General features: G+C 68.1%; 23 protein-coding genes, 2 tRNA genes and 2 pseudogenes. 17 read left to right on the top strand and 10 right to left on the bottom strand.

Annotated elements, in window-relative coordinates:
• Nucleotides 1–205: 205 nt before the first annotated feature.
• The 6 genes from RVF83_RS06180 to pknB all read left to right on the top strand — a co-directional run bounded on the left by RVF83_RS06180 (nucleotide 206) and on the right by pknB (nucleotide 8,469).
• Nucleotides 206–670 (top strand): FHA domain-containing protein FhaB/FipA, encoded by a 465-nt coding sequence (locus RVF83_RS06180; RefSeq protein WP_005200436.1) that lies wholly within the window; start codon nucleotides 206–208, stop codon nucleotides 668–670.
• On the top strand, nucleotides 667–2,166 hold the full coding sequence (locus tag RVF83_RS06175; protein ID WP_005200433.1) for a PP2C family protein-serine/threonine phosphatase: 1,500 nt from the start codon (nucleotides 667–669) through the stop codon (nucleotides 2,164–2,166). Before RVF83_RS06180 ends, RVF83_RS06175 begins: the two co-directional genes overlap by 4 nt.
• Complete coding sequence (locus RVF83_RS06170) at nucleotides 2,163–3,596, top strand: FtsW/RodA/SpoVE family cell cycle protein (protein WP_005200432.1); 1,434 nt, start codon at nucleotides 2,163–2,165, stop codon at nucleotides 3,594–3,596. The genes RVF83_RS06175 and RVF83_RS06170 overlap by 4 nt, the downstream gene beginning before the upstream one ends.
• Nucleotides 3,593–5,092 carry a peptidoglycan D,D-transpeptidase FtsI family protein gene (locus RVF83_RS06165; RefSeq protein WP_005200430.1) on the top strand — a complete coding sequence of 500 codons (1,500 nt, stop codon included), beginning with the start codon at nucleotides 3,593–3,595 and terminating at the stop codon, nucleotides 5,090–5,092. The genes RVF83_RS06170 and RVF83_RS06165 overlap by 4 nt, the downstream gene beginning before the upstream one ends.
• Complete coding sequence (locus RVF83_RS06160; RefSeq protein WP_005200429.1) at nucleotides 5,089–6,453, top strand: protein kinase domain-containing protein; 1,365 nt, start codon at nucleotides 5,089–5,091, stop codon at nucleotides 6,451–6,453. Before RVF83_RS06165 ends, RVF83_RS06160 begins: the two co-directional genes overlap by 4 nt.
• 66 nt (nucleotides 6,454–6,519) lie before the next feature.
• Nucleotides 6,520–8,469 carry a Stk1 family PASTA domain-containing Ser/Thr kinase gene (pknB, locus tag RVF83_RS06155; protein ID WP_005200428.1) on the top strand — a complete coding sequence of 650 codons (1,950 nt, stop codon included), beginning with the start codon at nucleotides 6,520–6,522 and terminating at the stop codon, nucleotides 8,467–8,469.
• A gap of 23 nt (nucleotides 8,470–8,492) precedes the next feature.
• Here the strand turns inward: pknB and RVF83_RS06150 are convergent, their stop codons facing one another.
• Complete coding sequence (locus RVF83_RS06150; RefSeq protein ID WP_005200427.1) at nucleotides 8,493–9,152, bottom strand: aminodeoxychorismate/anthranilate synthase component II; 660 nt, start codon at nucleotides 9,150–9,152, stop codon at nucleotides 8,493–8,495.
• Between the two features lie 162 nt (nucleotides 9,153–9,314).
• On the opposite strand from RVF83_RS06150, the gene crgA reads away from it, so the two are divergent.
• Together crgA and RVF83_RS06140 are read left to right on the top strand one after the other, a co-directional pair.
• A complete protein-coding gene (gene crgA / locus RVF83_RS06145; RefSeq protein ID WP_005200426.1) occupies nucleotides 9,315–9,605 on the top strand; it encodes a cell division protein CrgA in 291 nt (96 codons plus the stop codon).
• A 118-nt stretch (nucleotides 9,606–9,723) separates the two neighbouring features.
• Complete coding sequence (locus RVF83_RS06140; protein ID WP_005200425.1) at nucleotides 9,724–10,227, top strand: PH domain-containing protein; 504 nt, start codon at nucleotides 9,724–9,726, stop codon at nucleotides 10,225–10,227.
• Between the two features lie 27 nt (nucleotides 10,228–10,254).
• On the opposite strand, the gene RVF83_RS06135 is transcribed toward RVF83_RS06140, so the two are convergent.
• Together RVF83_RS06135 and RVF83_RS06130 are read right to left on the bottom strand one after the other, a co-directional pair.
• Entirely contained in the window at nucleotides 10,255–10,980 is a 726-nt protein-coding gene (locus tag RVF83_RS06135) for a rhomboid family intramembrane serine protease (protein ID WP_005200424.1), read from the bottom strand.
• Between the two features lie 194 nt (nucleotides 10,981–11,174).
• Nucleotides 11,175–11,696 carry a peptidylprolyl isomerase gene (locus RVF83_RS06130; protein WP_005200422.1) on the bottom strand — a complete coding sequence of 174 codons (522 nt, stop codon included), beginning with the start codon at nucleotides 11,694–11,696 and terminating at the stop codon, nucleotides 11,175–11,177.
• Nucleotides 11,697–11,820: 124 nt separating this feature from the next.
• Here RVF83_RS06130 and RVF83_RS06125 point away from each other — a divergent pair, with 124 nt between their 5' ends.
• The 3 genes and pseudogenes from RVF83_RS06125 (at nucleotide 11,821) to RVF83_RS06115 (ending at nucleotide 19,019) form a co-directional block, all read left to right on the top strand.
• Nucleotides 11,821–12,000, top strand: coding sequence for a hypothetical protein (locus RVF83_RS06125; protein WP_005200421.1), 180 nt, complete (start codon nucleotides 11,821–11,823; stop codon nucleotides 11,998–12,000).
• A gap of 56 nt (nucleotides 12,001–12,056) precedes the next feature.
• Nucleotides 12,057–13,226 (top strand): DUF4190 domain-containing protein, encoded by a 1,170-nt coding sequence (locus tag RVF83_RS06120; RefSeq protein WP_005200419.1) that lies wholly within the window; start codon nucleotides 12,057–12,059, stop codon nucleotides 13,224–13,226.
• 305 nt (nucleotides 13,227–13,531) lie between these two features.
• Nucleotides 13,532–19,019: pseudogene (locus tag RVF83_RS06115) on the top strand (carboxyl transferase domain-containing protein).
• 91 nt (nucleotides 19,020–19,110) lie between these two features.
• On the opposite strand, the gene rpsR reads toward RVF83_RS06115, so the two are convergent.
• From rpsR to rpmB, 4 genes are read right to left on the bottom strand one after another with little or no spacing between them, the layout of a single operon-like run.
• Nucleotides 19,111–19,365 carry a 30S ribosomal protein S18 gene (rpsR, locus tag RVF83_RS06110; RefSeq protein ID WP_005200417.1) on the bottom strand — a complete coding sequence of 85 codons (255 nt, stop codon included), beginning with the start codon at nucleotides 19,363–19,365 and terminating at the stop codon, nucleotides 19,111–19,113.
• Nucleotides 19,366–19,387: 22 nt separating this feature from the next.
• Complete coding sequence (rpsN, locus tag RVF83_RS06105; RefSeq protein WP_005200415.1) at nucleotides 19,388–19,693, bottom strand: 30S ribosomal protein S14; 306 nt, start codon at nucleotides 19,691–19,693, stop codon at nucleotides 19,388–19,390.
• Nucleotides 19,693–19,857 (bottom strand): 50S ribosomal protein L33, encoded by a 165-nt coding sequence (gene rpmG, locus RVF83_RS06100; protein WP_005200413.1) that lies wholly within the window; start codon nucleotides 19,855–19,857, stop codon nucleotides 19,693–19,695. The genes rpsN and rpmG overlap by 1 nt, the downstream gene beginning before the upstream one ends.
• On the bottom strand, nucleotides 19,857–20,093 hold the full coding sequence (rpmB, locus tag RVF83_RS06095) for a 50S ribosomal protein L28 (protein WP_005200411.1): 237 nt from the start codon (nucleotides 20,091–20,093) through the stop codon (nucleotides 19,857–19,859). The genes rpmG and rpmB overlap by 1 nt, the downstream gene beginning before the upstream one ends.
• Before the next feature lie 145 nt (nucleotides 20,094–20,238).
• On the opposite strand from rpmB, the pseudogene mrf reads away from it, so the two are divergent.
• The 5 genes and pseudogenes from mrf to RVF83_RS06070 all read left to right on the top strand — a co-directional run bounded on the left by mrf (nucleotide 20,239) and on the right by RVF83_RS06070 (nucleotide 23,724).
• Nucleotides 20,239–21,571 (top strand): annotated as a pseudogene (mrf, locus tag RVF83_RS06090) (ribosome hibernation factor-recruiting GTPase MRF).
• A 43-nt stretch (nucleotides 21,572–21,614) separates the two neighbouring features.
• Complete coding sequence (locus RVF83_RS06085; protein WP_005200408.1) at nucleotides 21,615–21,866, top strand: type B 50S ribosomal protein L31; 252 nt, start codon at nucleotides 21,615–21,617, stop codon at nucleotides 21,864–21,866.
• A gap of 31 nt (nucleotides 21,867–21,897) precedes the next feature.
• Nucleotides 21,898–22,146, top strand: coding sequence for a hypothetical protein (locus tag RVF83_RS06080; RefSeq protein ID WP_005200406.1), 249 nt, complete (start codon nucleotides 21,898–21,900; stop codon nucleotides 22,144–22,146).
• Nucleotides 22,136–22,969 carry an SDR family NAD(P)-dependent oxidoreductase gene (locus tag RVF83_RS06075; RefSeq protein ID WP_005200404.1) on the top strand — a complete coding sequence of 278 codons (834 nt, stop codon included), beginning with the start codon at nucleotides 22,136–22,138 and terminating at the stop codon, nucleotides 22,967–22,969. The genes RVF83_RS06080 and RVF83_RS06075 overlap by 11 nt, the downstream gene beginning before the upstream one ends.
• 35 nt (nucleotides 22,970–23,004) lie before the next feature.
• On the top strand, nucleotides 23,005–23,724 hold the full coding sequence (locus tag RVF83_RS06070) for a type 1 glutamine amidotransferase domain-containing protein (protein WP_005200403.1): 720 nt from the start codon (nucleotides 23,005–23,007) through the stop codon (nucleotides 23,722–23,724).
• Nucleotides 23,725–23,728: 4 nt separating this feature from the next.
• On the opposite strand, the gene RVF83_RS06065 is transcribed toward RVF83_RS06070, so the two are convergent.
• Nucleotides 23,729–24,298 carry a TetR/AcrR family transcriptional regulator gene (locus RVF83_RS06065; protein WP_039881092.1) on the bottom strand — a complete coding sequence of 190 codons (570 nt, stop codon included), beginning with the start codon at nucleotides 24,296–24,298 and terminating at the stop codon, nucleotides 23,729–23,731.
• 76 nt (nucleotides 24,299–24,374) lie between these two features.
• Between RVF83_RS06065 and RVF83_RS06060 the strand changes: the two genes are divergently transcribed.
• A complete protein-coding gene (locus RVF83_RS06060) occupies nucleotides 24,375–24,941 on the top strand; it encodes a dihydrofolate reductase family protein (protein ID WP_005200401.1) in 567 nt (188 codons plus the stop codon).
• Nucleotides 24,942–25,053: 112 nt separating this feature from the next.
• Here the strand turns inward: RVF83_RS06060 and RVF83_RS06055 are convergent.
• Together RVF83_RS06055 and RVF83_RS06050 are read right to left on the bottom strand one after the other, a co-directional pair.
• Nucleotides 25,054–25,129: transfer RNA gene (locus RVF83_RS06055), tRNA-Ala, on the bottom strand.
• 60 nt (nucleotides 25,130–25,189) lie between these two features.
• Nucleotides 25,190–25,263, bottom strand: a tRNA-Ile gene (locus RVF83_RS06050).
• Nucleotides 25,264–25,274: the final 11 nt, after the last annotated feature.

Raw genomic sequence — 25,274 nt, 5'->3', positions numbered from 1 at the left:
CGCTGATCGAAGTGATCCGGGCGACTCCGCGGGGGCGGTTGATACTGAACTGTCATATGTGAATGAACGGGTTCCGCTCAACTGCCCATAAGATGCACACGGGGTCCGCCGGTTGCCATCGGCAGTCGAGATCGACACCCGCCCGGTACGGCTTACCGAGTACGACCGATCCGAGATGTGACGGCGCTGGAGGTGAACGCAAGACATGCAGGGCTTGGTGCTGCAACTGACCCGTATCGGGTTCCTGCTGTTGTTGTGGTTGTTCGTCTTTGCTGTGATCCGGACTCTTCGTGCCGACATCGCCTCGGCCGGCGGCATGCGCATCCCGCGTTACTCGGGAGGCGCGGAGAAGCGTCGACGCAGTGGCGGGGTCCGAGGCGCGGCGCGCTATCTGGTCGTCACGCACGGCGCCCTGGCCAACACCCGGATCAGCCTCGGCCAGCAGCCGGTACTGCTCGGTCGCGCCGACGACTCGACCCTGGTCCTCACCGACGACTACGCCTCGGAACGTCACGCGCGACTCTCCAGACGCGGTGACGACTGGTACGTGGAAGACCTCGGCTCCACCAACGGCACCTATCTCGACCGGTCCAAGGTGACGACCGCCGTCAAGGTCCCGCTGAACACGCCGATCCGCATCGGCAAGACCGTGATCGAGTTGCGCCCGTGACACTTGTGTTGCGCTATATCGCGCGCAGCGACCGCGGTCTCGTCCGGTCCAACAACGAGGACTCCTTCTACGCCGGCCCGCGCCTGCTCGCGCTCGCCGACGGCATGGGCGGACACGCGGCCGGTGAGGTCGCGAGTCAACTCGTCATCCGCGCCCTGTCCGAACTCGACGAGGACGAGCCCGGCGGCGACCTGCTGAGCCATCTGAGTCGTGCCACCCGCGCGGGCAACGAGGCCATCGCCGCACAGGTCCACGAGTCCCCCGAACTCGACGGCATGGGCACCACGCTCACCGCCATCCTCTTCGCGGGCAGCCGAATCGGACTGTGCCACATCGGTGATTCACGTGGCTACATGTTCCGCGACGGCGTCCTCACCCAGATCACTCGCGACGACACCTTCGTGCAGACCCTCGTCGACGAGGGCCGGATCACGGCCGAACAGGCGCACACGCATCCGCAGCGGTCGCTGATCATGCGCGCCCTGACCGGCTCGGAGGTCGAGCCGACACTGACGATGCGCGAGGCGCGTGCCGGTGACCGGTACATGCTCTGCAGCGACGGACTGTCCGACGTCGTGAGCGAGGAGACCCTCGCCGAGACCCTCGGATCCATCGCCGATCCGAAGGAGTGCGCCGACCGCCTCATCGAACTCGCACTGCGGGGCGGTGGCCCGGACAACGTGACCGTCGTCCTCGCCGACGTAGTCGACACCGAGTACGGCGACTCACGCCCGATCGTCGGCGGTGCCGCCGGGGGCAACGAGGAGTCCTACACCCCCGACCCGGCCACTGCCGCCGGACGCGCCGCTGCGCTGCGCCCGCCGCCCGCCGAGCCGCAGCGCCCGACGGTGCTGACCCAGGCGGAGGAACCGCCGAAGCACAAGAGCACGTGGCGCCGGTGGCTGGCCGTCGGTGTCGTCCTGGCCGTCGTCGCGGCGCTGGTCGCCGGATTCTTCGTGACCCGCTCGATCGTGCGGAGCAACTACTACGTGGCCGCCGACTCCGACGGCGATGTGGTGATCCACCAGGGTTCGCCGGCCGACCTCCTCTTCGTGTCGATGAGCAAGCCCGTCACGCGCGTCTGCGTCGAGGATCTCGACCAGGAGAAGCCGACCTACACCTTCATCCCGTATGACGGCACCTGCGAGATGCCGCTCAACGTCGACGATCTGGTGTCCGGGCCGGCGCAGTCGGTGAAGAACGTGATGATCCGCGATCGCAGCGCCGAGGAGATCGAAGGCGTGGTGACCAAGGAGCTCACCTTCCGTTGCGACAACGCTCCCTCGTCCACTCCCCCGCCTGCGCCGTCGTCGGCGACCCCGCCGCCACCCGCGTCGAGCTTGCCGCCCGCTCCCCGTGCCACCGCCGCGCCGTCCGGTATTCCGCAACGCGGTGCCACCGAGTCGGTGGCACCGCCCGCCCCGAGCGCCGCACCCTCCGAGAAGCCTGCACCCCCAGAGGACGCGGTCACCAGCTGCCGGCAGCAGGTGAGATGACTCAAGCCGCGCCCGCCCCGCACGCCCCGCCTCGCGAGCCAGCGACGAGCACCGGCCGGAACGCCGAGCTGCTCCTGCTGGTGTTCGCCATCGGCCTGGTGACCGTGGCCCTGCTCATCGTCCAGGCGGCCCAGGGCCAGAACCTGACGTGGGACATCTTCAAGTACGTCGCCGCGTACACGGCGCTGTTCGGGATCGCCCACCTGGTCGTACGACGCTATGCGCCGCACGCCGACCCGATCCTGCTGCCGGTCGTCGCCGTGCTCAACGGACTCGGGCTCGTGCTGATCCACCGCCTCGACCTCGGGTCGGGCAACACCGGTGAGTCGATCAACCCCACCCAGGCGACGAACAACGCCGATCAGCAGCTGCTGTGGGCCGGTCTGGGCATCATCGCGTTCTCGGCGGTGCTGATCCTCATCCGGGACCACCGGACGCTGTCGCGGTACGCCTACACGCTCGGCCTCGGCGGACTGATCTTCCTGATCATCCCGGCGATCCTGCCGAGCGCGTTCTCGGAGATCAACGGCTCCAAGAACTGGATTATCACGCCGTTCTTCTCGATCCAGCCGAGCGAGTTCTCCAAGATCCTGATCATCATCTTCGCCGCGGCGGTCCTGGTGTCGAAGCGTGATCTGTTCATCACCGCGGGCCCGCACGTCCTCGGCGTCGACCTGCCTCGCGCCCGAGACCTCGGGCCGCTGCTCGCCGCCTGGGCGATCGCGATCGCGGTGATGGTCGTGCAGAAGGACCTCGGCACGTCGCTCCTGATCTTCGCGACGATCCTGACGATGCTCTACGTCGCCACCTCGCGGGTGGAATGGCTGGTCCTCGGCATCGGCCTGTTCGCGATCGGTGCCGTGATCGCGTGGTCGATCTTCTCCCACCTGCAAACCCGCGTCTCGGTGTGGCTCAACCCCTTCGAAGACTTCGACGGTTCGGGCTACCAGATCGGTCAGAGCCTGTTCGGCCTGGCCACGGGCGGTCTGTTCGGCACCGGCCTCGGATCCGGGCGGCCCAACATCGTGCCGTTCGCCAACACCGACTTCATCATCTCGACGATCGGTGAGGAGCTGGGGCTCGCCGGCCTGGCCGCGATCCTGCTGCTCTACATGGTGTTCATCCACCGCGGCCTGCGCACCGGCATCGCCGTGCGCGACAGCTTCGGCAAGCTCCTCGCGACCGGCCTGGCGTTCACCATCGCCATGCAGATCTTCGTCGTCGTCGGCGGCGTCACCAAGCTGATCCCGCTGACCGGTCTGACGACCCCGTTCCTGTCGTACGGCGGCTCGTCACTGCTGGCCAACTACATCCTCGTCGCGCTACTGATCCGGATCTCCAACGCCGCCCGCGAACCCGATCCGGTCAAGAAGCGTCCGACGGCCAAGCCGGTCGACGCGCTGCCCACCCAGGTGGTGAAGCGCAAGTGAACAAACCGATCCGCAACGTCTCGCTCGCGGTGATCGTGATGATCGTCGCGCTGCTGGCCAACGCCACCTACGTCCAAGTGTTCAAGGCCGACGCCCTGAAGACCGACCCGCGCAACAACCGGGTCCTGCTCGACGAGTACTCGCGCCAGCGCGGCCTGATCACGACCGCCGACGGCACCGTGATCGCGCTGTCGGTGCCCATCGACAGCCGGTTGAAGTTCCTGCGTCAGTACCCGCGGGAGGGTGCCGAGGCATTCGCACCGGTCACCGGTTACTACTCGTTCCAGTACCTTGCGAGCCAAATCGAGCACTACGAGAACTCGATCCTCAACGGCTCCGACGACCGATTGTTCGGCCAGCGGTTCATGGACATGTTCTCCGGCCGCGACCCGCGGGGCGGCAACGTGGTCACCACGATCAATCCGAAGGTGCAGCAGGCCGCCTACCGCGCCATGCTCAACGGGCCGTGCGACGGACCGTGCCGCGGCGCGGTGGTGGCGCTGCAGCCCAACACCGGCAAGATCCTGGCGATGGTCTCGACCCCGAGCTACGACCCGAACAAGCTGGCCAGCCACGACCAAGAGGTCCGCGAAGGCAGCTGGGAGGCGTGGAACCGTCCCGGCGACACCGCGCAGCCGATGCTCAACCGCGCGATCAGCCAGGTGTACCCACCGGGATCCACCTTCAAGGTCGTGACCTCGGCGGCCGCCCTGCGAGACAACATCACCCCGGGCATCCGTCTCACCGCGGCGCCGAGCTTCCCGCTGCCGGGCACCAACGTGTCGCTGCCGAACTACGGCGGCGAGACCTGCCCCGGTTCGTCGGGCGGGACGGTGTCGCTGGAGACGGCGTTCAAGTACTCGTGCAACACCGCGTTCGCCGAGCTGGTGACCGAGAAGATGTCGGACGCGATCCCCAAGTTCACCGAGACCGCGAGCCTGTTCGGTCTCGATCAGCCCGGCCCGGACATCCCGATGCCGGTCGTCGACTCGACCGTGGGCCCGATCCCGTCGCTCGATGTCCTCGCACAGGCATCCATCGGACAGCGGGACGTGCGGCTGACGCCGCTGCAGAACGCCATGATCGCGGCGACCGTCGCCAACGGAGGGGTGCGAATGCAGCCGTACCTGGTCGATAAGCTTCAATCAGCTGATCTGCGCACGTTGCAGACCACACCGCCGACCACCGCCAACAAGCCCATCACGCCCGAACAGGCGGCCGAGCTGACCTCGATGATGATCGAGTCCGAGCGCTCCACCTCGGGTGCCGGCGGGCCGGTGACGATCGCGTCGAAGACCGGCACCGCCGAGAGCGGTTCCAGCACCGACACCCCGTACTCCTGGTACATCGCGTTCGGACCTTCGTCGAACGCGCAGATCGCGGTGGCCGTGGTGGTGGAGAATGGACAATTCGGTGCGGACTCGGTCGGTGGGACCGTGGCGGCGCCGATCGGACGAGAAGTGATCAATTCGCTGGTGGGAGGTGGCAGTCGATGACCCTGCAGAACGGCACCACCATCGGTGATCGTTACCGGCTCATCCGTCTGATCGCTACGGGCGGTATGGGCCAGGTGTGGGAAGCCCTCGACACGCGGCTCAACCGTCGTGTCGCGGTGAAGGTCCTCAAGGCCGAGTACACGAACGACCCGGAGTTCATCGCACGGTTCCGTGCGGAGGCCCAGACGACCGCGAAACTCAACAACCCGGGCATTGCCAACGTCTTCGACTACGGCGAGACCCCGGACTACAACGGCGGCGATCCGCTGGCCTATCTGGTGATGGAACTGGTCGACGGCGAGCCGTTGAACTCGGTGATCTCCCGGCTCGGTCGGCTGTCGCTGACCAACACGCTCGACATGCTCGAGCAGACCGGCCGGGCGTTGCAGGCCGCCCACAGCCAGGGTCTGGTGCACCGCGACGTGAAGCCGGGCAACATCCTCATCACGCCGGCCGGCCAGGTCAAGATCACCGACTTCGGCATCGCCAAGGCCGTGGACTCCGCCCCGGTCACCAAGACCGGGATGGTGATGGGCACCGCCCAGTACATCTCTCCCGAGCAGGCCACCGGTGACGAGGCGACCGCCGCGTCCGACGTGTACTCGCTCGGCGTCGTCGGCTACGAGGCCCTCACCGGCCGCCGACCGTTCCTGGGCGACGGTGCGATCACCGTCGCGATGAAGCACATCCGTGAATCGCCGCCGCCGCTGCCGCCCAACCTGCCGTCGGGTGTCCGCGAGCTCATCGAGATCACGATGGCCAAGGATCCGCGCCAACGCTATGCGAACGGCGGCGAGTTCGCCGACGCGGTGGCCGCCGTCCGGGCAGGTCGCCGACCCCCCCGTCCGGGAGCCATCGCCGGTGCCGCAGCAGGTGCTGCCGGTGCCGCGGCGCTGGGCAACACCGTCGCGACCCGCGCCACCACGGCGCCGGGTACCGCATCACGTCCCGTGACCCCGCGTCCGACGTCCCGCACCGCGGTCGCACCTCCGCCGGACAACAGTTGGACCACCGGGCAGAAGGTTCTCGCCGGTGTCGCCGCGGCCCTGCTGGTCGGTGCGATCGGCCTGATCGGCTTCTACCTGGTCAGCAGCGGTGGCAACGATGCCTCCCCGCCGGCACCGTCCTCCTCGTCGGTCGTCACCCAGACGACGACCGTGGTCCCGACCCAGGAAACCGAGGAGACCACGACCACGCGACGTCCGACCCGCACGACCACCAGCGAGGAGACGACGACCAGCGAGGAGACGACGACGGAGACCACTGCCCCCGGTCCTCCGACGACCACCGACGACACGACGGACACCGGTGCCGCCACCGGCACCCCGTGCTTCCCCGGCGTGCCGTTCCCGCTGTGTTAGCTCACCGCGCCATGCTGATACCAACCCCGACCCGATGAGCTGAGATCCCAGGTTGACCGAAGGCAGATGACGACACCACACCACCTCTCCGACCGCTACGAACTCGGCGAAACGCTGGGTTTCGGTGGCATGTCCGAGGTGCACTATGCCCGCGACCTGGTGCTGCACCGGGACGTGGCGATCAAGGTGTTACGTGCCGATCTCGCGCGCGATCCGTCGTTCTATCTGCGTTTCCGGCGTGAGGCCCAGAACGCGGCGAAGCTGAACCACCCGACGATCGTGCAGGTCTTCGACACCGGTGAGGCCGAGACCGAGGACGGCCCGCTGCCGTTCATCGTCATGGAGTACGTCGACGGCGACACCCTGCGAGACGTGTTGCGTGCCAACGGTCCGATCGCCCCGCGTCAGGCGATGACGTGGATGGCCGATGTCGCCGCCGCCATGGACTTCTCGCACCGCAACGGCATCGTGCACCGCGACATGAAGCCGGCGAACGTGATGATCGACAAGTCCGGTGCGGTGAAGGTGATGGACTTCGGCATCGCCCGCGCGATGAGCGACTCCACGTCGACCATGACGCAGACCTCCGCCGTCATGGGCACGGCCCAGTACCTGTCGCCCGAGCAGGCCCGCGGTATCAAGGTCGACCCCCGCAGCGACATCTACTCGATGGGCTGCGTGCTCTTCGAGCTGCTCACCGGGGAGCCGCCGTTCACCGGTGACTCGCCGGTCGCGGTCGCCCACCAGCACGTGCACGAGGACCCGCCGTGGCCGTCGCACGTGCGACCCGACATCCCGCGTGAGCTCGACTCGGTCGTACTCAAGGCGATGAGCAAGAACAAGGACAACCGGTACCAGTCGGCCGCCGATCTGCGCGCCGACCTGATCCGGGTGCTCGCGGGCGGCAAGCCGTCGGCGCCGATGCTGCTCACCGACGAGGAGCGCACCGAGTTCATCGACACCGGCCCCCGACGCCCGGTCCGGTCGGAGACGAGCGGACCGCGGCGCGCCGTCCCCACACGTGCCGGTGGCAGCCACCGACGAGACGCCGACTACCGGTCCGACTCCGACGACGACCCGCCGCGTCGGCGGCCCCGCTGGCTGATCGCCGGCGCGATCGCCGTGGTCGTGCTGCTCGTCGGCACGCTTTTCCTGTGGTCTCCGTGGAGTTCGGGCTCCGATCCCGACGTCTCCGTGCCCGCGGTCGCCGGACTCAGTTCCGACGACGCGCGGTCGTCCCTCGAACGAGCCGGCTTCGAGGTACGCGTTCTCGAGGAACCCAGCCTCGACGTCGGGCCCGGTTTCGCGACCCGCTCGACGCCCGGTGAGGGTGTGCTGGCGACCGAGGGATCCGAGGTCGCGCTGTACATCTCGACCGGTCCGCAACGACACCGGATACCGTCCGACCTGGCCGGCAAGACGCCTGCCGAGGCCCTCGACGCCCTGAGGGTGCTCGGGTTCACCAACGTCAAGACCGAGCGCGTCGACTCGACCGCCGACATGAAGGACAAGGTCGTGTCGACCGCGCCGAAGATCGGCACCGAGGTGCCCGTCAACGGACCGGTGGTGCTCAACGTGGGCAACGGGCCCAAGGAGATCACGGTCCGCGACGTCGTCGGCATGCCGGCGGATCGCGCGCGCGCGGTTCTCGAGGAGCTCGGCATGTCGGTCGACGAGGTCGCGGTCGACTCGGACAAGCCCGCGGGCGAGGTCATCTCCACCTCTCCCGGTCCCGGCTCGACGGCCGAGCAGGGCAGCACGGTGCAGCTGTCGGTGTCCCGGGGCAACCTGTTCACCGTCCCGAGCCTGCGCGGCAAGACACCCGCCGAAGCCCAGTCATCCCTGGAACAGGCGGGTTGGGAACGGTCGACGCTGACGCGTCAGACCCGGAACGTGCCGCTGAACAGTCCCGACAGCGGACGGGTCGTCGGACAGGAACCACCGGCGGGTTCGAAGGCGCGCAAGGCGGGCCCGATCACGATCATCGTCGGCCAGGCCAGCTTGCTGCCGAACTGATCGGCCCAGCGATCGTACGAGTGTCAGCCGATCGCGCCGGCCATCTCCGCCTCGAGCGCCGCGACGCGGGTCTCGTCGACCTCGATACCGCACGTCTTGAGCCAGTTGGCGAGCATCCGGTGCCCGCCCTGGGTCAGGACGCTCTCCGGGTGGAACTGGACGCCGTGGATCGGCAGCTCGCGGTGGGCCATCGCCATGACGATGCCCGACTCGGTGCGTCCGGTGACGACCAGTTCGTCGGGGATGGTCTCGGGTAGCACCGTCAGCGAGTGGTAGCGGGTCGCGGTGAACGGATCCGGCAGGCCGGCGAGGACGCCCTTGTCGTCGTGGAAAACCAGCGAGGTCTTGCCGTGCAGAAGTTCCGGTGCGCGGTCGACGGTTCCGCCGAACGCGGCGCCGATCGCCTGATGACCCAGGCAGACACCCAGCAGCGGGAGCTCCTCGGCGGCGGCCATCTCGACCATCGGCATCGTCGCACCGGCGCGCTGCGGGGTACCGGGTCCGGGGCTGAGCAGCACCCCGTCGAATCCCGAGACCGCCTCACGCAGATGTTCGGGGTCCCACGGGGTCAGCCGCGGGTCGTCGTTGCGCCACACGACGGCCTCGACACCGAGCTGGCCCAGGTACTGGACCAGGTTGTAGACGAAGCTGTCGTAGTTGTCGATGACCAGGATGCGACTCACGCAGAAAAGGCTACCGCCGAAAGCGGGTACCTCCGTCAGCGACCTGGTGAGATACCGTAGAAGTCGAGTGTTTCCGACCCCGGACCGATCGGTCTCCACGACGTTCGGGACTCCCGGGCACGCGTACGACCGCTGCTGCGGTACAGCACAACAGAGGATGTCATGCCGAAGTCAAAAGTCCGGAAGAAGACCGACTACACGATCAACACCGCGAGCAGGACTCCGGTCAAGGTCAAGGCCGGAGCCTCCAGCACCATCTACGTGAGCGTGATGCTCGGCCTGATGCTCCTCGGGCTCGCCTGGCTCGTGGTCTACTACCTCGCCGCCACCCCCACCGCGTACGGCGCCGAGGGTCAGGTCCTCCACTGGATGGCCGAGCTCAACTCCTGGAACTTCCTCATCGGGTTCTCCCTGATGGTGGCCGGCCTGTTGATGACCATGCGGTGGCGCTGATCCGATCCTCGATCATTCTCCGCGTGTCGGCCGCTGACCTGCCAAAACACATCAGTGTTAGTTATCCACACTGTGGAAATAACATGTGTGTAAGTAGTCCCCACTGTGAGTAACTCCTGTGGATAACTCTGCCGACTTCTCCACACACGCATGGTCGACGCCGGTCGGAGCGGGTGTCGCGGGCTGCATCGGCGGCGTGGTCCTGCTCGGCGGCGCAATCGTGGTGTCCAAGGACCCCGCCGGCTCGGTGCTGATGGGGATCGCCGGCGTGCTGCTGGTCGCGCTGGGCGTCTACACGCTTCTGGTCCGGCCGCGGCTCGAACTCTCGGCCGAGCACCCGGCGACGCTGACCGTGCGTTCTCTGACCGGGCGACGCAGCTACACACCCGACCGCGTCGAACGGATCCGGCTGCTGTCGATGCGGCGCGTCGGCCGTCGGGTGGGCCAGCTCGAGATCGACGTTCTCGACGACGACGCCGAAACCGGTCGTCCGGATGGGTCCGACGGACCGCGCGACGACACCCGGCTGCTCGTCTTCAGCCGCTGGGATCTCGGTACCGACCTGATGTCGGTGGTCGACGCACTCCGCACAGCGGGTTTCCACGTCGACGACGACCGCTGACCGGCCCGGTTCCCGACGCCCGGACCGTCAGCGGATGTACGTGAGTCCGTCGTAGACGATCCCGCCGGTGATGCCCAGGCCCAGCGCCAGGACGAACAGCGCGCCGAGCGCGATCCAGCCGACCCGGCCGGCCGCCTCCGGGGTACGACGCCCCTCCGGCAGGACCATTCCCGGGAGATAGACGATGGCGGCGGTGGCCGCGGCGCCGAAGGCAAGGCCGCCGAGATGCCCGAGGACGGAGATCCCGGGCAGCGAGAACGACAAGACCACGTTGAAGCCGATGATCAGCAACACCGGCACCGGCGACACGCGGGCCTTGAGGATGATCACCAGCATCGCGCCCATCAGGCCGTAGATGGCCCCCGAGGCGCCTGCGGTGAGGGCGCGGTCGTTCTCGAAGAGCATGACGGCGGCGCTGCCGCCCAAGAGTGCGATCAGATAGACCGCGACGTAGCGGGACATTCCCAGCGCGAGCTCCAGGTCGCGGCCCAGGATGTAGAGCGAGAGCATGTTGACGGCCACGTGCATCACGCTGAAATGCAGGAAGCCGGACGTCAGCAGGCGCCAGTACTCACCGGCGGCGACGTCACTCTTGAGGAGATCTCCGGAGCTGAAGATGGCGGCGGCCCCGGGGTCGCCGAAGCTGCCGGCCTGGACGGCACACAGCAGGAAGATCAGGATGTTGATCCCGATCAGGGTGTAGGTGACGTACGGCTTGCCCGCGGGCAGGCGGGTGGTCGCCAGCCGCCGCATTCCGCGGTCACCGAATGCCGGCGTGCGTTGGACCCCGTCGCCCCGAAGACAGTCGAGACAATGCTGGCCGACCGACGCCGGTCGAAGGCAGTCCGGACACGCCGGCCGCCCGCACCGGCTGCAGGACAGGCCGGTGGGGCGGTCGGGATGCCGGTAACACACCGCCCGCTGCGGGGCGGTGTGCTCCGGAGAAGTCAGTTGACCTCGATCTTCTCGATGACAACGGCGTCGAGCGGGCGATCCTGACGATCGGTCGACGTGGTCGCGATGGCGTCGACGACCTGCTGCGACTCGGGGTCGGTGACCTCACCGAAGATGCTGTGGCGACGGTTCAGGTGCGGGGTCGGGCCGACGGTGATGAAGAACTGCGAGCCGTTGGTGCCCGGGCCGGCATTCGCCATGGCCAGCAGGTACGGACGGTCGAACTGGAGCTCGGGGTGGAACTCGTCGCCGAACTGGTAGCCGGGGCCGCCCATGCCGGTGCCGGTGGGGTCGCCTCCCTGGATCATGAAGCCGGCGATCACACGGTGGAAGACCGAGCCGTCGTAGAACGGGCCGGAGTTGCCGCCGGATGCGTTCGGCTTGCTGTAGTCCTTGCTCCCGTCGGCCAGGCCGACGAAGTTCTCGACGGTCTTGGGCGCGTGGTTCGGGAACAGGTCGACCTTGATGGCGCCGCGGTTGGTGTGGATGACTGCGGAGGTTTTCTGAGTGGTCACCCCTCCATCCAACCACTTGTGCGGTTCTCGGTGGTCGAGACGTGGCTCTCGACCGCACCTGCGCGCGCAGGGTCACATCGCCGGAGGTGGCGTCGGCGGGGGCCGGGCTGGCACGCTGGTCGGCATGCCGAAGAACTACCTCGTCGCCGCACTGACCGTGCTCGCGGCGGTGCTCACCGCCGGTGTCGGCGTCATCATCCTGCGTCGTGCACGTCAGGATCCACCGCCGGTCTCGCCGACCGTTCCCCGCGTCGAAGAGGTCCGTGCGGCCCTCGCGGAGAGCGCGGAATCACAGGCCTCGTGACGACACCGCCGACGGTCGATCCGGGCGCCGGCGGCATCCACAGGTAATTTGAACACGTGACCTCAGACGACGAGCGCTCTCCGAACACGCCCACCTCTCCCGGTGGCGCGTCCGAGCGGGCACGCGAGCTGTGGTCGATGTCCGACGACGCGACGCCGCGCGAGACCGAATCCACCCGGACCGGCCCGACCGGCGCGGGTTCTCCGAGCCCCGGTTCCGCGGGCCCGGCTCCCACCGGCGGCTCCCACGGCACCGCACCCTGGGAGCGTGTGCCGAGCGCACCGATCAGCGCTCCCTCGCCTCCCCGCGGACGCGACCTGCCCGATTCGGGACGTCCCGGCCCTCGCGGCCCCCTGCCGCCCGCGCCAGGCGCTCCGGCAGGCCCCGGCGGCCCGGCATCGTCCCAGCGGTCCGGTCCCCCGCCCGGCGGTCCCCGTCCTCCCGGTCCGGGCGGCCCCGGTCAGCCCGGCGGTCCCCGTCCGCAACCTTCGCGCTCGAACGGTCCCGGCCCGGCCGGTGACCCGGGTGCTCCTCCGCGTCCGGCCGGCGCCTACACGACCGGCCCGCGTCCGCGACCGGTTCCCGGCACTCCGCCGGGCAACCCCGGACCGTTGACTCCCGGCGGCCGGCCCCCGGCCGGACACCGCCCACCGCCTGGCGCCAAACCTGTTTCGCCACAAGGGAATCCGCTGCAGGGCAACCCGACGCAGTGGACCGGCGCACCGCGGCCCGACACCCTCGGCGGCCGTCCGGGAACGGCACCCTCGCGGCCCGAACCTCCCCGGTCGCACCTCGATGCGCTCGAGGACGAGACCCGGCGCTCCGACGCAGCCGACGCCACCGTCTTCGTCAAGCCGTCGGCCGCCCCGGCGAAGCAGAACGACGACACGCCCGGCAACGACGACCGCACGACCTTCACACCGGTGTCCCAGGCCTACTCTGCGAACACCAACCCAGCATTCGAGGACGATCCGGAGGACAACGTGGCTCCCCAATCCGGCCCACGCCTCAATCGCTTGGCCGTGTGGGCCCTGATCCTCTCGGGGCTCGGCATCACGTTCCCGATCGGGCTCGTACTCGGATACCGCGCGCGTGCTCAGATCCGACGCACCCGTGGGCAGACCGGACTGCCCTTCGCCGACGTCGCGATCTGGCTGGGCTGGGCCTATCTCGGCGTCCTGGTGTTCGGCCTGCTGGTCTACAGCTGGATCCTTTTCGCCGCCTGACCCGTTCCGAGTGGCGTCGACGTCTCCTGTGACACCGGTCGCAGCCGTTGCGGCACGAATTCACCCTCCGGAGATCGCCGACCGGTACCGAATCGCGATTTGTTTCGGTAGGAAGATCTGGTGGCTGAAAAGGGTCTCCACCCAGCGCGTTCCCGGTCCAGGTGAACCGCCGGGTCACGACGATCCGATGCCGACGCGCGTGAACGTACTCGCGCGTAATGGCTTCGGTCCGCAACTATCGATCTGTTGAACCACCTCGCGTGTGCCGAAGACACCCTCGGCACGACGAACCGAAGGAGTCGGTGATGTTCTCCCGAATCGCCATCGTCAACCGTGGCGAGGCCGCAATGCGCCTCATCCATGCCGTCCGTGGCCTGTCCGCCGAAACGGGGCAGGCGATCGAGGTCATCGCCCTGCACACCGACGTCGACGCCGCCGCCACGTTCGTGCGTGAGGCCGACATCGCCTACGACCTCGGTCCCGCGGCGTCGCGCCCGTACCTGAACATGAAGGTGCTCGAGCGCGCCCTCCTCGAGACCGGCGCCGACGCGGCGTGGGTCGGCTGGGGCTTCGTCGCCGAGGACCCGGTCTTCGCGGAACTCTGTGAGCGGATCGGCGTCACCTTCGTCGGCCCGTCGCCGGATGCGATGCGCAAGCTCGGCGACAAGATCGGCGCCAAGCTGATCGCCGAGGAGGTCGGCGTGCCGGTCGCGCCGTGGAGCCGCGGCGCCGTCGACACCATCGATGACGCGCTCACCGCAGCCGCCGACATCAGCTACCCGCTGATGCTGAAGGCCACCGCCGGCGGTGGCGGACGCGGTATCCGCGTGGTCAACAACGACGAGGAACTGCGCGAGGCCTATGAGCGCACCCGCGACGAGGCGGCCCGCGCCTTCGGCAGCGGCGTCGTCTTCCTGGAGCGCCTGGTCACCGGAGCGCGCCACGTCGAGGTGCAGGTCATCGCCGACGGTCAGGGCACCGCATGGGCGCTCGGCGTCCGCGACTGCTCCGTGCAGCGTCGTAACCAGAAGGTCGTCGAGGAGTCGGCGTCGCCGGTCCTCGGTGAAGAACAGGTCGCCGAGCTGAAGGCCTCCGCCGAGCGCCTCGCCGTCGCCGTCGGCTACCGCGGTGCCGCCACGGTCGAGTTCCTGTACCACCCGGGCGAGAAGCTGTTCGCGTTCCTCGAGGTCAACACCCGCCTCCAGGTCGAGCATCCGATCACCGAGATCACCAACGGCTTCGACCTCGTCCGCGCCCAGCTGCACGTCGCCTCCGGCGGCAAGCTCGAGGGTGAGCCGCCGACCGAGCGCGGCCACGCCATCGAGGCCCGCCTGAACGCGGAGGATCCCGACCGCGACTTCGCTCCGGCGCCGGGACGCATCAACCTCCTCGAACTGCCGGCCGGCCCGGGTATCCGCGTCGACACCGGCGTCAGCGAGGGCGACACCATCCCCGCCGACTTCGACTCGATGATCGCCAAGATCATCGCCTACGGCCGCGATCGCGACGAGGCACTCGGGCGACTGCGCCGCGCGGTACGCGAGACGCGCGTGATCATCGCCGGCGGCTCGACCAACAAGTCCTTCGTGCTGGAGTTGCTCGACCAGCCCGAGGTCATCGACGGCAGCGCCGACACCGGCTGGATCGACCGGGTCCGCGCCGAGGGCGGCTTGGTCGCCAACCAGCATTCGGCGATCGCGCTCACCGCCGCGGCGATCGACGCCTACGAGGAAGAGGAGAAGGTCGAACAGCAGCGCCTGATGTCGACCGCCTCGGGCGGCCGTCCGCAGGTTCAGCACGAGAGCGGCCGTCCCCTCGATCTCAAGCTGCGCGGCGCCAATTACCGCGTCCGTGTGGCCCGCATCGGCGCACACCGTTTCCGCGTGAGCATCGAGGCCGGTGCCGAGACCCACACCGCCGACGTCGAGCTCGAGCGCTTCGACGACCACGCCGCCCAGCTCGTGGTCAACCGTGAGCGGTTCCGCCTCGTCACCGACACCCATGGACCCGTCCACCTCGTCGACGTCGACGGCATCACCCATCGCGTCAGCCGCGACGAGGGCGGCGTCGTCCGCTCGCCGGCACCCGCACTCGTCGTCGCCACCCCGCTGCAGGTCGGCGACGAGGTCGAGGCGGGCGCACCCGTGCTGGTCCTCGAGTCGATGAAGATGGAGACCGTGCTGCGCGCACCGGTCCGCTCGCGGCTGAAGGAGAGCCTGGTGTCGGTCGGCACCCAGGTCGAGACCGGTGCGACCCTGCTGCGTCTCGAGCCGCTGGCCGACGACGACGGTGACGAGGCCCCGACGGAGGTCGCGGGCGTCGATGTCGACCTGCCCGCCGAACCCGAGGTCGAGGCGCACGAGCGCACCACCCGCACGCAGGAGGACCTGCGCGCGCAGCTCCTCGGCTTCGACGTCGACGCCAACGAGGCCACCCGTCTGCTCGACGACTACCTCGCCGTGCGCCGCGCGGTGATGGCCAGCGGTCGCCGGCCCCTCGCCGACGAGCTCGAACTGATCACCGTGTTCGCCGACCTCGCCGAGCTGAGCCAGAACCGCCCGTCGAGCGACGAGGTCGGCGTCGAGCACGTGCACAGTGCCCGCGAGAACTTCCACACCTACCTGCAGAGCCTCGACGTGGAGCGCGACGGTCTGCCCGCCGCCTTCCACGACCAGCTCAGCCGGGCGCTGCGACACTACGGCGTCACCGAACTCGACCGGACGCCGGAACTCGAGGCCGCGGTCTTCCGCATCTTCCTGGCCCTGCAGAACCCGGCCGGTTCGGTCACCGTGATCACCACCCTGCTGCGTGAATGGCTGCAGGAGCCGACGCCCCGGGACGAGCTGCGCGACGACGTGGGCCCCGCCCTCGATCGCCTGATCGCCGCCACCCCAGATGCGCTACCCGGCCATCGCCGACCTCGCCCGCGGCGTCGTCTACGCCTGGTACGGCCAGCCGCTGCTGCTCCGCGATCGCGCCCGCGTCTACAGCAACGTGCGCAAGCAGCTGCGGTACCTCGACGAGAATCCGAACGCCGCGGACCGCGACGAGCGCGTCGACAACATGGTGCGCAGCACCGAGCCGCTCGTCCGTCTCCTCGGCCAGCGCATCGAGCGCGGCACCACCGACAACCAGGTGATGCTCGAGGTCCTGACCCGCCGCTACTACGGCAACAAGGGTCTGTCGGACATCCGCAACCACGAGGCCGGCGGCACCACGTTCGTCGTCGCCGACCGTGACAGCGGCAGCCTGATGTCCGCGGCCGTCGGTTTCGCGGGCCTGCCGGCGGCGCTCAACGGTCTCGGCGAACTCGCCCGCGGTGCCGCCGCGGTCGACGCCGACATCTACCTCAGCTGGGAGCAGCAGCCGAGCGGCTTCGACGCCCTCGCCGAGACCCTGCACGAGACCATCTCGAACGCCGCACTCCCACCGCAGGTCCACCGGGTCACCATCACGGTGGCCGGCCGCGGCGACGCGCGAATGCATCATCACGTCACCTTCCGTCAGTCCGCGACCGGCATGGCGGAGGAACGCCTCATCCGCGGTCTGCACCCGCACATCGCGCAGCGGATGCGGATGGAGCGGCTGCGGAAGTTCGACCTCACCCGGCTCCCGTCGGCCGACGACGAAGAGGTGTACCTCTTCCGTTGTGTCGCCAGGGAAAACCCGTCCGACGAGCGACTCATCGCCTTCGCCCAGGTCCGCGATCTCACCGCGGTCCGAGAGCCCGGCGGACGTCTGCTGACGCTTCCCACCGCCGAGGCGACACTCGCCTCGTGTGCCGACTCGATCCGCCGCGCCCAGCGCGGGGCGGCCCGGCCGTCGAGCACCAACCGGATCGTCCTCTACGTCTGGCCGCCGATCGACGACGACGCGTCCATCCTCGACGCGATCGCCGATCACATCAGCGGAGTCACACGCGGAATCGGCCTGGAAGAGGTCCAGGTGATCGCCCGTCGCCGCAACCGCGACTCCGGCGAGCTGACCAAGGTCTCGGTGCACTTCTCGCTCACCGCGACCGGCGAGTTCGAGGTGAAGGTCACCGCACCGACCGACGCGCCCATCGAGCCCGTCGACGAGTACCGCCAGAAGGTCAAGCGCGCCGCGGCACGCAACACCGTCTACCCGTACGAGCTGGCCGAGATCCTCGGTGATTTCACCGAATACGACCTCGACGCCGAGCATCGCCTGGTTCCGGTCGACCGGCCCAAGGGTCGCAACACCGCGGCGATGGTCGCCGGTGTCGTGACCACCCCGACCGAGAAGTTCCCCGAGGGCGTCACCCGCGTGGTCCTACTCGGCGACCCGACCAAATCGCTTGGCGCACTGTCGGAACCGGAGTGCAGCCGCGTCATCGCCGCGCTCGATCTCGCCGAGCAGATGCAGGTGCCGCTCGAGTGGTACGCACTGTCCTCGGGTGCCCGGATCTCGATGGACTCCGGTACCGAGAACATGGACTGGGTCGCGCGTGCACTGAAGCGCGTCGTCGAGTACACCCAGGACGGCGGCGAGATCAACATCGTCGTGGCGGGTATCAACGTCGGTGCGCAACCGTACTGGAACGCCGAGGCGACGATGCTCATGCACACCAAGGGCATCCTGGTCATGACCCCGGATTCGGCGATGGTCCTCACCGGCAAGCAGTCGCTGGACTTCTCCGGCGGCGTCTCGGCCGAGGACAACTTCGGCATCGGCGGCTTCGACCGCGTGATGGGCCCGAACGGCCAGGCACAGTACTGGGCACCGAATCTCGGTGCGGCCCGCGATGTTTTGATGTCCCACTACGAGCACACCTATGTGCTTCCGGGCGAGGGCACCCCGCGCCGGGCGGACACGGCCGATCCGTCGGACCGCGACGTCTCGGACTACCCGCACGTCCTCGCGGGCAGCGACTTCACCACGGTGGGTCAGATCTTCTCGCGCGAGCACAACCCGGATCGCAAGAAGCCCTTCGACATCCGTACCGTCATGCGTGCCGTCGCCGACCAGGACCACGTCGTCCTGGAGCGCTGGGCGGGCATGGCCGACGCCGAGACGGCCGTCGTGTGCGACGTCCATCTGGGCGGAATCCCGGTGTGCATGCTGGGCATCGAGTCGCGTGAGGTCGCGCGTCGTGGCTACAAGCCGACCGACGGTCCGGACACCTACACCGCGGGCACCCTGTTCCCGCAGTCGTCGAAGAAGGCCGCCCGGGCGATCAACGTGGCCAGCGGCAACCGTCCGCTCGTCGTGCTCGCGAACCTGTCGGGCTTCGACGGTTCGCCGGAGTCGATGCGCAAGCTGCAGCTCGAGTACGGCGCCGAGATCGGTCGCGCGATCGTCAACTTCCGTGGTCCGATCGTGTTCTGCGTGATCTCGCGCTACCACGGCGGTGCGTTCGTGGTGTTCTCGAAGGCGTTGAACCCGAACATGACCGTGTTGGCCATCGACGGATCGTTCGCCTCTGTGCTCGGTGGCGCGCCGGCCGCCGCGGTGGTGTTCGCCGGTGAGGTCGCGAAGCGTGTCGCCGCCGATCCGCGCGTCCGCGAGCTGGAGACGAGCGTCGCCGAGGCCTCCGGTACCGATCGCTCGAGCCTGAACGCCGAGCTCGCCGACATCCGCCAGTCCGTCCGCGCGGAGAAGATCAGCGAGATCGCCGCCGAGTTCGACAAGGTGCACAGCATCCAGCGCGCCGTCGAGGTCGGTTCGGTCGACGCGGTCATCCGCGCCGAGGAGCTGCGCCCGCGGATCATCGGTGCGATCGAGAACTCCCCGGCCTGGGGTAAGAAGGACTCACATGCCGTGAGTTCCTAAGTCTCACAAGCACAATCGCCACCTCCGGTCGGTTTCGCCATCTGCGGATGGCGCTCCTGATCAGAGGTGGCGATTGTGCTCTCTGCGGGACTCAGCGAGAGTTGTAGGGCAGTAACGCCATCTCCCGGGCGTTGCGGATCGCGGTGGCGACCTGGCGCTGTTGCTGCGGTGTCAGGCCGGTGAGCCGTCGACTCCGGATCCGTCCCTTGTCACTGAGGAACTGGCGGAGAAGTTGAACGTCTTTGTAGTCCACCGGGTTCCGGCCGTCGGCCCGGACGCCGAGCGCGGACAGCTGATTCTTTTTGCGGACCGGACGTTCGTCGTCGCGGCGTGGTCTGCGTTTCATGAACGCCTCCTGTTCGGGTGGTTCACCAGCTGGACTTGTGGATGCCGGGCAGCTCACCGCGATGCGCGAGTTCGCGGAACCGCACCCGCGACAACCCGGCCTTGCCGATGTAGCCGCGGGGCCGGCCGTCGATGGCGTCCCGGTTGCGCAGGCGCGTCGGGCTCGCATCGCGTGGCAGGGCGTGCAGGCGACGCTGGGCCTCCGCCCGTTCGGCGCCGGTGGAGTCGGGTGCGACGATGGTCCGCTTGAGTTCGGCGCGGAGGTCGGCGTATCTGGCCACCACCTCGCGACGCTGTTCGTTGCGGACGATCTTGGATTTCTTCGCCATCAGCGGTCCTCCTTGAAGTCGACGTGGGCACGGATGACCGGGTCGTACTTGCGGAGCACCATCCGGTCCGGGTCATTGCGACGGTTCTTGCGGGTGACGTAGGTGTATCCGGTGCCGGCCGTCGACCGGAGCTTGACGATGGGCCGGATCTCGTTGCGCGCCATCAGATCTTCTCCCCGCGTGCACGCATGGTGCGCAGCACGGATTCGATCCCGTGACGGTCGATGGTCGAGATCCCCTTCGCACTGACCCGAAGGGTGATGTACCGCCCCTCGCTGGGCACGAAGTACCGCTTGCGCTGGATGTTCGGGTCCCAGCGACGAGATGTGCGCCGATGGGAATGCGAGACCTGCTTGCCGAAGCCCGGTTCGCGCCCGGTGACTTGGCATCGACGAGACATGGCGTCCTCCTTATTGACAATGATTGGCATTAGCGTCGCCGACACGTTACCGTCGACCGGACGCAAATGGAAATGATTCTCAATAGTCTGGAGCGTGGACGTGCACGACCTGAACCCCGGTGACCAGAACCCCGCCGACGGGCAGATGCGATTCCTCCCTGCGGACAACCGAACGCCCGTCATCCTGGTGACCGGCCTGGACCGACCCACGTCTCGCCGGGTCGGAGACGCGTTGACGTCCGATCCCGGAACGCTGCAGGTCCACCACGATCTGAGCGGGGTGGGCGACGGGCGCGTGGTGCGAACCCTGACCTGGCGGGAGTCCGATGGCCGGCGCCGCGAAGGGGTGACGGTGATCGAACTCGCCCACGGTTGTGTGTCGTGCACGCTGCGCGAGGACCTGCTGCCCTTGCTCCGACGCCTTCACCGGCGGCGGTCGGTTCGACGCATCGTCCTCACCCTGGACCCGATCCTGGAACCCGAACGGATCGCGTGGTCGATCGAGCACGTCGTCGTCGACGACCAGCCCGGCATCCCCGGGGCACCTGCCGGTCTCGACGTCCGGGTGGAATCGACGATCGCTGCTGTCGCAGAGGATGTCTGGCTGCACCACGCGACAGGGGATCTCGGACTGTGCGAGGTTCTGCCCGTTCCGCCCGACGACGAGCGCACCCTCGCCCAGGTCGCCGTCGGGCAAGTGGGGATCGCCGACGCCCTCATCGTCGTCGGCTGCGATCCCGCCGTCCGGGACGCCTGGGAGTCAGCTCGCCTCATGGCCGTCCTCAAGCGACTGGCACCCCAAGGCTCCGATGATGTTCGAGTTGCCGGAGCGGCCGCTCACTCCCCTGCTCGTCCAGCAGCTGGTCGCCGCGATCCCGCCTTCATCGCGGAGGGGGCGCATCGACGGGCCGCACGACCCGCTCCTGGTCGACCAGCCTTCCCTCGACCCCGACTGCGGTGTCACCTGGATGGAGTTCCACACCGACCGGCCCCTGCACCCGGGCCGCCTGCACGATGCGATCGACTCACTGTTGGACGGAGTGGTCTGCGCACGAGGACGCCTGTGGGTCGCGACCCAGCCGGACGAGGCGCTGTGGCTGGAGTCGGCCGGCGGCGGGCTACGCGTCGCGCCGGGTGGTCGGTGGCTGGCCGCGATGGACGACGACGAACTGGCGCTGGTCGGGCCCGAACGGCGGGCGCTCGGTGCACTGCGTTGGGACGACACCTTCGGGGATCGCCATTCCTCGCTGGTCGTGCTCGTGCACCGCGGTGATCCGGACGACATCGACGCGGCGCTGCGTCACGCCTGTGTCAACGATGTGGAATTCGCTGCTGGACAACAGTTCTGGAACACGTTTGACGACCCGTTCGGCCGGTTCCACGCGGACCCGTGCGAGGACGTCGACGACATCGAGGTCCCGATGGCCGGCAGTCCCGCGACCGGCGACTCGTCCGACCACCGACTCGACGACCACTGACACCGACACCGACACCGACACCGACACCGACAAGGAGATCACCATGAAGAAGAACATCCACCCCGACTACCACCCGGTCATCATCCGGGATGCATCCACCGGAACCGAGTTCCTCACCAGATCCACCGCGACCTCGTCGGCGACGAGCGTGTGGTCGGACGGAAACACCTACCCGCTCATCGTCGTCGACGTCACCAGTGCCTCACACCCGTTCTACACCGGAGTGGCGACGATCCCGGATGTCGCGGGACGCGTCGAGAAGTTCCATCGACGCTATCCGCACCTGAATCAGTGACACACGTCCGATCCTCGGGCAGGGTGGAGGGATGTCGGACAACGAACAGCAGCACTGGACGACCACCGAGGACGAACTGACGACCGACCCCGACATGCCCGAGCAGCCGGACGAGCCGGACGGTCCGCATTCGGTGTTCCCCGGCGCGGACGACTCCCCGATCGGCGAGACCAAGCGCATCGAGGAGGAGAAGGCCGCCTACAACGCGTCGCCGGCCGATACGGATGCACCGAAGGATCACGCAGTCGGTGGATCGGAGGGCACCGCAGATGGCCAGTGAGAAGCGGACCATCGTCCTCACCGGCGCCAGCGACGGCATCGGTGCCATCGCGGCCCGCGCGCTCGCCGGGCCGTCGACGAACCTGATCCTCGTCGGCCGAAACCCGAGGAAACTCGCGCCCATCGCGGCCGAGACCGGCGCGACGTCGTTCACCGCCGACTTCGCCGACCTCGCCCAGGTGCGTGATCTCGCCGCGCAGATCTCCGGCAGCGTCGAGTCCATCGACGTCCTGATGAACAACGCCGGCGGCACCTTCGATCACAAGGACCGCACGGCGGACGGCCACGAGCCTAACTTCCAGATCAATCACCTCGCCCCGTTCCTGCTGACCCACCTGCTGCGCGACCGGTTGGCCGCGGCCGGTTCGTCGCTGGTCCTGAACACGGCGAGCGTCGGCAATCTGGCCGGCAGCGTCGATCTCGACGACCTCGACTTCGAGAACCGGCGAGCACTGGCCCTCCGTCCCTACGGCACGGCGAAGCTGATGAACATCCTGTTCACCCGCGGCATCTCGCAGCGCTGGACCGACGACAAGATCTTTTCGGCCGCAGTACATCCGGGTCCGGCTGCGACGAGCTTCGGACGGGACTCGCGCTTCGTCGGACTCGCCTATCGCTCCCCGATCACCCGCCTGGTGACCATCACCCCCGAGCAGGGCGCCGCACCGCTGATCGCCCTCGCCGAACGCGGGGCGGATCCCTCGATCAACGGCGTGTACTTCAGCCGCCACAAGCCGAACGGGCTCGAGAACCGGCAAGCCCACGACCAGAAGCTCATCGACGGTCTGTGGACGAAGTCGGCGGAACTCACAGGGCTCACCTGACCCGACCGGGGTCATCCCAACCCAAGGAGAGCACGATGACACAGAACATTCTCTTCGTCATGACCGGCGCCGACGCATGGACGCTGAACGACGGATCGAGTCACAAGACCGGCTTCTGGGCCGAGGAGGCGGTGGCGCCACTCGAAGTGTTCCGGGAGGCCGGATTCGCGGTGACCGTCGCGACGCCGGGCGGCGTGCGTCCCCCGGTCGACGAGGGCAGCCTCAGCCCCGACGCCGCCGGATCCGTCGAGCGCGCCGACGAACTCCGCAAGGTGATCGACACCGCCCCCGAAATCCAGAATCCGATCTCCCTATCCGATGTGAACGTCGCCGACTACGACGCGGTGTTCGTACCCGGCGGCCACGGGCCGATGGAGGATCTCGCGGTGGACGCCGACGCCGGCGCACTCCTCATCGCTGCCGACCGGGCCAAGAAGACCATCGGCATCGTCTGTCACGGACCCGCGATCCTGTTGGCTGCCAAGGGCGAGGACGGCGTCAACGTCTTCTCCGGCCGTACGGTGACCTGCTTCGGCAACGCCGAGGAACAGCAGGCCGGACTCGCCGACAAGGCGCCCTGGCTCCTCGAGAACCGGCTCACACAAGAGGGTTTCAAGGTCACGCTCGGACTGCCGTGGACGGTGCACACCCAGGCCGACGGCAACCTGCTCACCGGACAGAACCCCGCGTCATCGGAGAAGCTGGCACGCGAGGTCCTGCACCGCGTGAAGAAGGTCGCAGAGGAATCCGCGTAGCGGCCTAAGCCGGTAGCAATCCGTCGACCAGCGCGTCGACGATGTCGTCGAGCGATTCATCGGGCATCAACGGCCCGGTGAGCCGGTCGAGGACCAGACCGTCGACCGCGTAGTGGAAGAGTGCGATCTCGCGCGCGGACCCTGGCAGACCCGCCTGTTCGTTGAACGCCACGTCGCCGGCGAACCCCGAGCGTCGCCACTCGCCGATGATCTCGGCCACCTCGGGTCGGCGGATGCCCTCGAGCCGTAATTCGATCAGGGCGATCGTCACCTCTCGGTTTGCGAGGAGACGTTCGACGATGTTGCGCAGATACTCGGCAAACAGCTTCTGACTGGGCGACTGGCCTGCCCGTGCGGCGATGAACTCGTCGCTGGGCGCCAGTCGCTCACCGATGCGCTCCACGAGCCCCTGGAGCAACGCTGCGCGGTTTCGGAAGTAGTTCGTCGTCGTGCCCTGCGGAACGCCCGCCTCCCGGTCCACGGCGCGATGGGTGAGTCCGCGTGCGCCCGCTGTCGCGAGCACCGTCAGTCCTGCGTCGGCGAGGGCGCGGCGTCGTTCGTCGTTTCGGGCCATAGCGAAAACGATAGCGCCGACCACTACAGCTGCTGTACATTCCTAACCACTACATCTGAAGTGATTGGAGTGCGCATTGCGAGAACTCGTGTACTACGTGGCGGTGAGCCTCGACGGGTACATCGCAGGGCCGAACGGCGAGTTCGACGCCTTTCTCGTCGAGGGCGACCACATGGTCGGCATCAACGAGCGCTTCGCCGACACGATCCCGACCGACTACGCGGCGGCCCTCGGGATCGACCAGAGCGGCGGCGGCTTCGACACCGTCCTCATGGGCGCCGACACCTACGCGGTCGGCCTGCCGGAGGCGCCGAGTCCCTACCGGCATCTCGACCAGTACGTGTTCACCCACCGAAAGCCGGAACCGGTCGACGGCGTGACGTTCACCGACCGCGATCCCGTGGAACTCGTGCGAGAGCTGAAGTCCCGGAGCGGCAAGGACATCTGGCTCTGCGGGGGCGGGTCGCTGGCGACGCAGTTGATCGGCGAGATCGATCGTCTGGTGCTCAAGAGGCAGCCGCTGCTCTTCGGCGACGGGATCCCACTGTTCGCATCCGGGGCGTACAAACCAGAACGGTTCGAACTCGTCAGCAGCCGGGACTTCGAGACCGGGGTGTCGTTCACCGAATATGTCCGCGCCTGAGCGATCACCTTGTCCGTTCGCGATCACCCGATTCGGGTGATCGCGAACGGAAAGTGTGCGCGGAAAGCAAAACGCACCACCGGGGTCCGGTGGTGCGTTGCGGTTCGTGCAGTGGTGGAGCCTAGGAGATTCGAACTCCTGACATCTGCCTTGCAAAGGCAGCGCTCTACCAACTGAGCTAAGGCCCCGTGCCGACCGGAATCGGTCGACGGGATGCGATACCGGGAGTCCGAAAACTTCCGTCGCAGTGGGCCTAGGAGGACTTGAACCTCCGACCTCTTCGTTATCAGCGAAGCGCTCTAACCGCCTGAGCTATAGGCCCTTGAACCGAGA

This window comes from Gordonia rubripertincta, assembly GCF_038024875.1.
In the GTDB taxonomy this organism is placed as follows: Bacteria; Actinomycetota; Actinomycetes; order Mycobacteriales; family Mycobacteriaceae; genus Gordonia; species Gordonia rubripertincta.
Note: the sequence above shows the minus strand (reverse complement) of the source record. Positions and strands in the feature narration are given on the sequence as shown.